6 protein-coding genes are annotated in these 6035 nt (G+C 57.8%); 2 read left to right on the forward strand and 4 right to left on the reverse strand.

The features are described 5' to 3' along the window. From IE158_RS13085 to IE158_RS13100, 4 genes are all read right to left on the reverse strand, one after another. Positions 1 to 216: DUF790 family protein (locus tag IE158_RS13085; protein WP_189644150.1), on the reverse strand; the 216-nt coding region annotated here is incomplete at its 3' end. After that, positions 203 to 1615 carry a DEAD/DEAH box helicase family protein gene (locus tag IE158_RS13090; RefSeq protein WP_189644151.1) on the reverse strand — a complete coding sequence of 471 codons (1413 nt, stop codon included), beginning with the start codon at positions 1613 to 1615 and terminating at the stop codon, positions 203 to 205. The genes IE158_RS13090 and IE158_RS13085, both read right to left, overlap by 14 nt. Next, the gene (locus IE158_RS13095; RefSeq protein ID WP_189644152.1) at positions 1612 to 1851 is read right to left on the reverse strand and encodes a hypothetical protein; all 240 of its coding nucleotides are present in this window, start codon (positions 1849 to 1851) and stop codon (positions 1612 to 1614) included. The genes IE158_RS13090 and IE158_RS13095 overlap by 4 nt, the downstream gene beginning before the upstream one ends. A gap of 252 nt (positions 1852 to 2103) precedes the next feature. After that, a complete protein-coding gene (locus tag IE158_RS13100) occupies positions 2104 to 4311 on the reverse strand; it encodes an NERD domain-containing protein (protein WP_229839130.1) in 2208 nt (735 codons plus the stop codon). A 232-nt stretch (positions 4312 to 4543) separates the two neighbouring features. Between IE158_RS13100 and IE158_RS13105 the strand changes: the two genes are divergently transcribed. Together IE158_RS13105 and IE158_RS13110 are read left to right on the forward strand one after the other, a co-directional pair. Then, positions 4544 to 5317: an IS982 family transposase gene (locus IE158_RS13105; protein ID WP_189644153.1), complete on the forward strand. Its 774-nt coding sequence runs from the start codon at positions 4544 to 4546 to the stop codon at positions 5315 to 5317. A gap of 528 nt (positions 5318 to 5845) precedes the next feature. Beyond that, positions 5846 to 6035, forward strand: a 190-nt coding sequence (locus tag IE158_RS13110) for a hypothetical protein (protein WP_189643900.1), incomplete at its 3' end; no start/stop codon positions are given.

Genomic DNA, 6035 nt, shown 5'->3' on the forward strand with positions numbered 1-6035 from the left:
CTGGGTTAAACTGCTTAAAGCTACGGAATCTTCGAACGTAGCCTGAAGGATTTTCCGTACCACTACCTTCAGCTCGTAACGCGGATGGCCCAGATGTTGCTCAAAGGTACCGATGAGCGTTTCGGCCAGTTCAAGGTTGCCGGGAGTCGCCTTCAAGCGGCGCGGTTCGACCACGCCCCCCTTCACCCGGAAGCTCAGCAACTCAGTGGGGAGCATTGAGCTCCTCCCAGGAAGTGATGGAGACATCTGGCATATTCCCAGGTTGCCACTGTCCGCGGCGCTGCTGGCTGACCCGCTCCTCGGTGGTGCCTTCAGTGATGATCTCGTAAAGCACCGCTTTCTTCCCCTGGGCTTTCCGCAGAATGCGGCCCAGGCGCTGAATATGCTCACGCTCAGTAGAAGTGCCGGAAAGCACCACCGCTACGCTGGCTTCAGGCACATCGACCCCTTCGTTCAGTACTCGGCTGGTGACCAGCAGGCGGTACTCGCCGGAGCGGAACCGCTCCAGCAATCCGTGCCGCTCTTTGGTGGGAGTCTGGTGGGTGATGGCCGGAATCAGGAACTCGCGGCTGATGCGGTACACCGTGACGTTGTCGTTGGTAAAGATGATGGTCCGCTCCTCCGGGTGCTGGGCCAGAAGTTCTTCCAGGACCCGCAACTTGCCTTCTGTCCCATAGGCGATGCTCTTGGCCTCTTTGTGCGCCAGGAAGGCCCTGCGGCCTTCCACCGTACCGCTGGCACGAATGAATTCCTGCCAGCCTTTCAGCGAGCCGATCCGGATACCGTAGGTCCGCAGATAGTCGTTGCGTAGGGCCATCAAACTGTCATAGCGCCCCTGCTCGCTGGGACTGAGCTTCACCCGGATGATGACCTCCCGGTAGTCGGCCAGAGTGTCGCCGGACAGGTCTTCAGACGACACGGCGTAGACCACAGGACCGACCAGTCGGTCCAGATCTGCTTCCCTCCCGTCACTGCGTTTGGGGGTGGCGGTGAGACCCAGCCGGTAAGGAGCAATGCACATCTCCGCGATGGAGCGGTTGAAGTCAGACGGCAGGTGATGCACCTCGTCGAAGATCAGGGTGGCGTAGCGGCCCGCCAGTTCCTCAGCGTGGATCGCGGCAGAGTCATAGGTGGACACCAGTAAGGGCGTTTCATCGTGGCTGCCTCCTCCCAGCAGACCAATGTTGGTGTCGGGGAAGGCGGCCAGCAGACCGGTGTACCACTGCTGCAGGAGGTCCAGGGTTGGGACACAGATGAGGGCACTGCGGGGAGTATCCTTCAGGGCCAGCTGGGCCACCAGGGTTTTTCCAGCCCCGGTGGGCAAGACGACGACACCCTGCCGGCCAGCCTGTTTCCAGGCATTGAGGGCTTCGCTCTGGTGACGGTAAGGGGTGATCTCACGGGCGTAAGTGAGTTGGAGATCACTGAATCCCCGGGCGCGGTCCCCGAACTCAAAGCCTGCTTGCTTCAGCCCCAGGGCGATGTCCCGGTACCTCATGCCCATGGCCCGCCAGGACTGACTGCGCTCATCCCAGATGAAGTAGTGTCTGACCACTTCTGGTGGGTCTTGCATGATCAGGGTGCCGCGGTCCAGCCGGAGGATAGGTCCGCTCAAGCGGAAACCAGGGCAGGCTGAATGGGAATCAGCTCCAGATCGCCACCAGTGACTTTGAGGCTGAGCTGCTCAACCCCTTTAAGCTGACCGATTAGGGCACCGATAGGCCAAACAGCTTCACTGCCATCAGGGAGGAGTAGATGTGCTTCCTGATCATCCATCCAGAGGATGTCCACGATTTCAGGCGCCGGGTCCTTGTCCACGTTGCTTGTCTCAGACCAGGGGCTGGTGTTCACAGATGCAGAGTAAAGGGTTTTGCGGGTGCACGTGTGAGGCACGCTTGATTTGAAGTCGGGAATGGGCACTGGACCGGTCAGCGTTCAGTCCTGCTGTGTTGAGAGAGTCGGCCCGCATACACCCGCGTTGAGGTGTTTCAATCCCCGAACGGCGGAGAATACGGTTGCATCCTTCCTGTCACCAGGGAACTGAGGTTGGCATCTCAAAAGGATTCAGCTTCCGAGGTGGTTCACTTGATGTCCGGGCCCGCGCTACTCCACATCGTCCAGTTGCCTCCTGGGCTGACGGTAAGTGAAACGCAGGGTATCTCCAGCTGTGATCACACGCTTTATCTCACCCGTCAGAGGCAGCCCAGCCATCCCCGCGCCACTCAGGTGAACCCAGCCGCGACTGCGGCTGATCCCAACGAACAGCTGATTGCGCAGTTTGATGCTGTCCTCCTGCGCTGCAATGTGGTCAAGACCGACCACATACACCACGTCCGCTTCATTCCCCTTGGCCTGCATCACCGGGCTGACCGTCACCGCCCCATCGCGCCAGAAGCCGTTGGGATCAGTATTCGGCCACTTCTGTTTAGGGACATTGACATCCTTGTTGCCGGGCAGATAGACACTAATGCCAGCTTTCCGCAGGGCCTGGAAGACCTCGCGCTGCAGATTGTATGGCTGCCATTCCAGACCCGGCGTCACCACCAACAGATGACGGCTGGGCTGAAGTCCCCCTTCAGTCAAGTCATGCTGGATGGAGTTCACCAGTGCCCTCAGTTCAGCCTGACGGTCGGGATAATGCTGAAAAGTCACCAACGGTTCATCGGTGAACTGGACCAGCGGATTGGGGGAATTCGCAGCTGAGCGGGTCAGGGTCACCTCACTCCCGCTTTGGAATCTGCCTTCCACTTCATAGCCAATGGCGGTCCAGTCTTTTTTGTTGGTCAACCCAGCCAGCATGCCTGCTTCCCGCAAGAGGCCCATGCCGAGTGCATGGGCCGCCAGCAACACTGGACCGGGCGTCCGGTAACAGCGGTTCATGATCTCCGACTTCTTGATGCCACCCTTATACGAAGCGCCCGCACCAAACACCTGCGCTCCTGCATCCCCGAATAGAGCTCTTGCCGTCGGAATGGTCAGGGTATCGAGTGACTGGGCTTCGTCATAGGCCCAGATCAGTCGCCGGGCTTCCGCCTCCCCAGTGTCTAACAGTGCGTCGCGGGCCACTGGCCGTAGGGACTGATAGGCCATCCAGTAGAACGCCTGCTTTTCTTCAAAGGAGAGTTCTGCTTTCTCGTGGACCAGGTCCTGACCTTCGTCAATCAGGACCGCGTCGAAGATCTGTAGGGACTGGCCAGTTGCCTTGGCGTCATCAAGCAGGGCTTTACAGGCAAATAGCAGCTTCGCTGTGGGCGAAGCGTCGGGTGTGTTGGCGACCGTCAGCGGCTCCACCCCAATCTGTGAAGCCAGGCTTCTGTAGAAGCCTGGCTGATCCTTGGACCCCCAGGCATGCAGGATGCGCAGCCGATGCTGGGCACTGTCCAGAGTGACCTCCCCATTGGTGGCTTGTTTCAGCCAATGATTCACCTGAAATTTAATCTGGTCGTAGAGCGAACGCGAGAAGAAGACCAGCGCGATGTTCCAGTCCGGGTGCCGCAGGTGCATGTTGGCGGCTTTCTGAGCCAATAACACCGTCTTGCCACTGCCAGCAATCCCCCGGATGCGTTGGGGACCCGGTGGAATGGTTTTGGCAATCAACTCCTGCTGTAGATCGAAGGCGTGCAGATGCCGAGCGGTGCGGGCGATCAGATCAATCTTGCGCCGAGACTCCAGCGGAGCCTGTAGGTAACGGACTTGCCGTTTAGGGACACTGCCACTGGTCCCCAGCGCTCGGCGCAGATTTAACCAGTCCTCGTCATTGAGAGCTTCTCCATACCGTACGGGTGGAGTCAATTCCAGCGCCCGGCGCAGTTGCGCCGGGGTCAGCTGATCTGCAAAGAGCATGGGGACATCACTCAGGAGAGTGCCAAAGCGCTCGTTCCAGGCCTCCCGCGTGATCAGTGGCACCGCCACAATGGCGCGGGTGGCCAGTTGGGTAAGACCTGATTTGCGGACGGCCACTTCTCCCAGTGCCTGAGCCTGCTTACGAGCTTGCTCGTAAGGATTGAGGTGTGTCTTGCCGTAATAGGGTCGGGTGAGGTCCCAGCGGTAACCAGTGACTGCACCAATGATATCGAGAGGCAAACTCTTCACCTCAATGACAACCAGGCCCAGCTCTGGGTCGGCCACCAGGATGTCCGGCTCGCGGACCGTCTCTCTTGTAACCAGGGGATACTTCCAGAAGCCCAGGGCTTCATCTCCTGCGTAGGCCGCCTTGACCGCTTCAAAGACTTTGACCTCGCCTGCTTCGCCCGCGCCCCCAAAGGCCTCAGTCACAATAAATTCCGCCACGTTGATTGCAGGGTAGCGCATCCAATCTGTCTGCTTTGGCAAAATTGCGGACATCGTTGCAAAGTTGCAAAAGGTGATTGTGATTCTAGAGCATTGACAAAAGGACGCTTTGTCTTTTTGGCGAACGGAGTGAGTGCAAAACAGTGAGCAGGACGGAGAATGGAGCCATGCGGAGTGGGATTCTACGCACGCCGTTTAGGGCCTGCCTCAACTCTGGCGAACTGCGTCTCAGGCACATAAAAATAGAGACGACATGGCTAAATATCGTCTCCACCATAGTTTAGGACGTCGACACGTCATTCGCCACCTCTATCTCTGGGCCAGGAAGCACTTCAGTGACCGGAAATCCTGCCAGCACCAGAAGGTCACAGATGCCATGCTGGTTGCTCTGCTGCTCTCCCGTCTCATCTTCAAGCATCCATTTGCTTCCATCTGGTGGAACATCCTCAAGGAAGACCGTCCCGGTCTTCCTTCCTACACACAGGCTTACACCAGGGGCATCAAGCTTTTACCACTCTTGGAACATGTTGCCAGCCCAGCTCAGCCGTGCGCCGAGGTTGTGATTGATTCGATGCCCCTCCCCATTTGCCGTCCCAAACGCACTCATCTTTGTCAATTCCCAGGAGCAAAGTGGGGTTTCGGAACTCAGGGTGAGTTCTTCGGATACAAGTTGCACGCCTGGGTCACACCAGGTGGACAAATCGTTCAGTACGTCATCCGACCTGCAAACCTCCACGACGTTACGGTGAGTTACGAGCTGAATCTCAGGTGGCCAGAGTTTGAAGGCCCAACCATCATTGGCGACAAAGGCTATTGCTGTCTAGGCTACGTGTATCCACCCAAGAAGAACACCAAATACGACACGGGATGGCGAGATTCTCGCCATCCCAGAATTCGCAAACGCATTGAAACGGTCTTCTCTGCGCTCGTAGAAGCGCAAATTCGTTCCGTTCAGACCAAAACTCTGGCGTCACTCAAGCTCCGCGTCGTTCTGGCTGTACTCGCGCACAACCTCGCTAGGCCCTAAACGGCGTTACGCATAGCGTAATTTAGAGAACTGCTCTAGGAGGGCAAGTACACTTCCACCTTGACAGATACCAGGGCTCAGCTCTGCTTCTGATAGGTGTCCCCCACAAAGTTACCAGTGGCACTTCGCCCAGTTTGTAAGGGATAGACGGTGGCACTTCGCCCAATTAACGGTGGCACTTCGCCCAGTTGCTCTCCCAGAGACGGTGGCACTTCGCCCAATTAACGGTGGCACTTCGCCCAATTAACGGTGGCACTTCGCCCAGTTGCTCTCCCAGAGACGGTGGCACTTTGTCCAGTTTGTAAGGGATAGACGGTGGCACTTCGCCCAATTAACGGTGGCACTTCGCCCAGTTTGGCCTCAATCTGACGTCATAGACGGCAAAGGCGAGGTCCCCTTGAATGATTGATCATTCTTTTTTTCTTTCTTTTTTTATCTTCTAATAGAGAATCAATCACTCAGGAAGCGCATGGTCCACTGACCATCTGGCCCCTGGCAAACCTTTGCCAAACCCCCTAGGATCAACCCATGCCCCAGTCAGGAGAACCGGCCAGCCTCAGCGCCCTGCTGGGTAGCCATGCGATGGAGCGTAATCTGGCGCGCATCGGACCCATCATTGCCCTGAACCGCGTGCCGGCGAACCGGACAAGCTGGAGCAAACAGCTCAGCGCCGGCCCTTTTGGAGAAATCCGTGCCAGCTGCACGGCGCTAGGCGGCC

Origin of the sequence: Deinococcus piscis, from assembly GCF_014653275.1 — a bacterium.
GTDB lineage: Bacteria > Deinococcota > Deinococci > Deinococcales > Deinococcaceae > Deinococcus > Deinococcus piscis.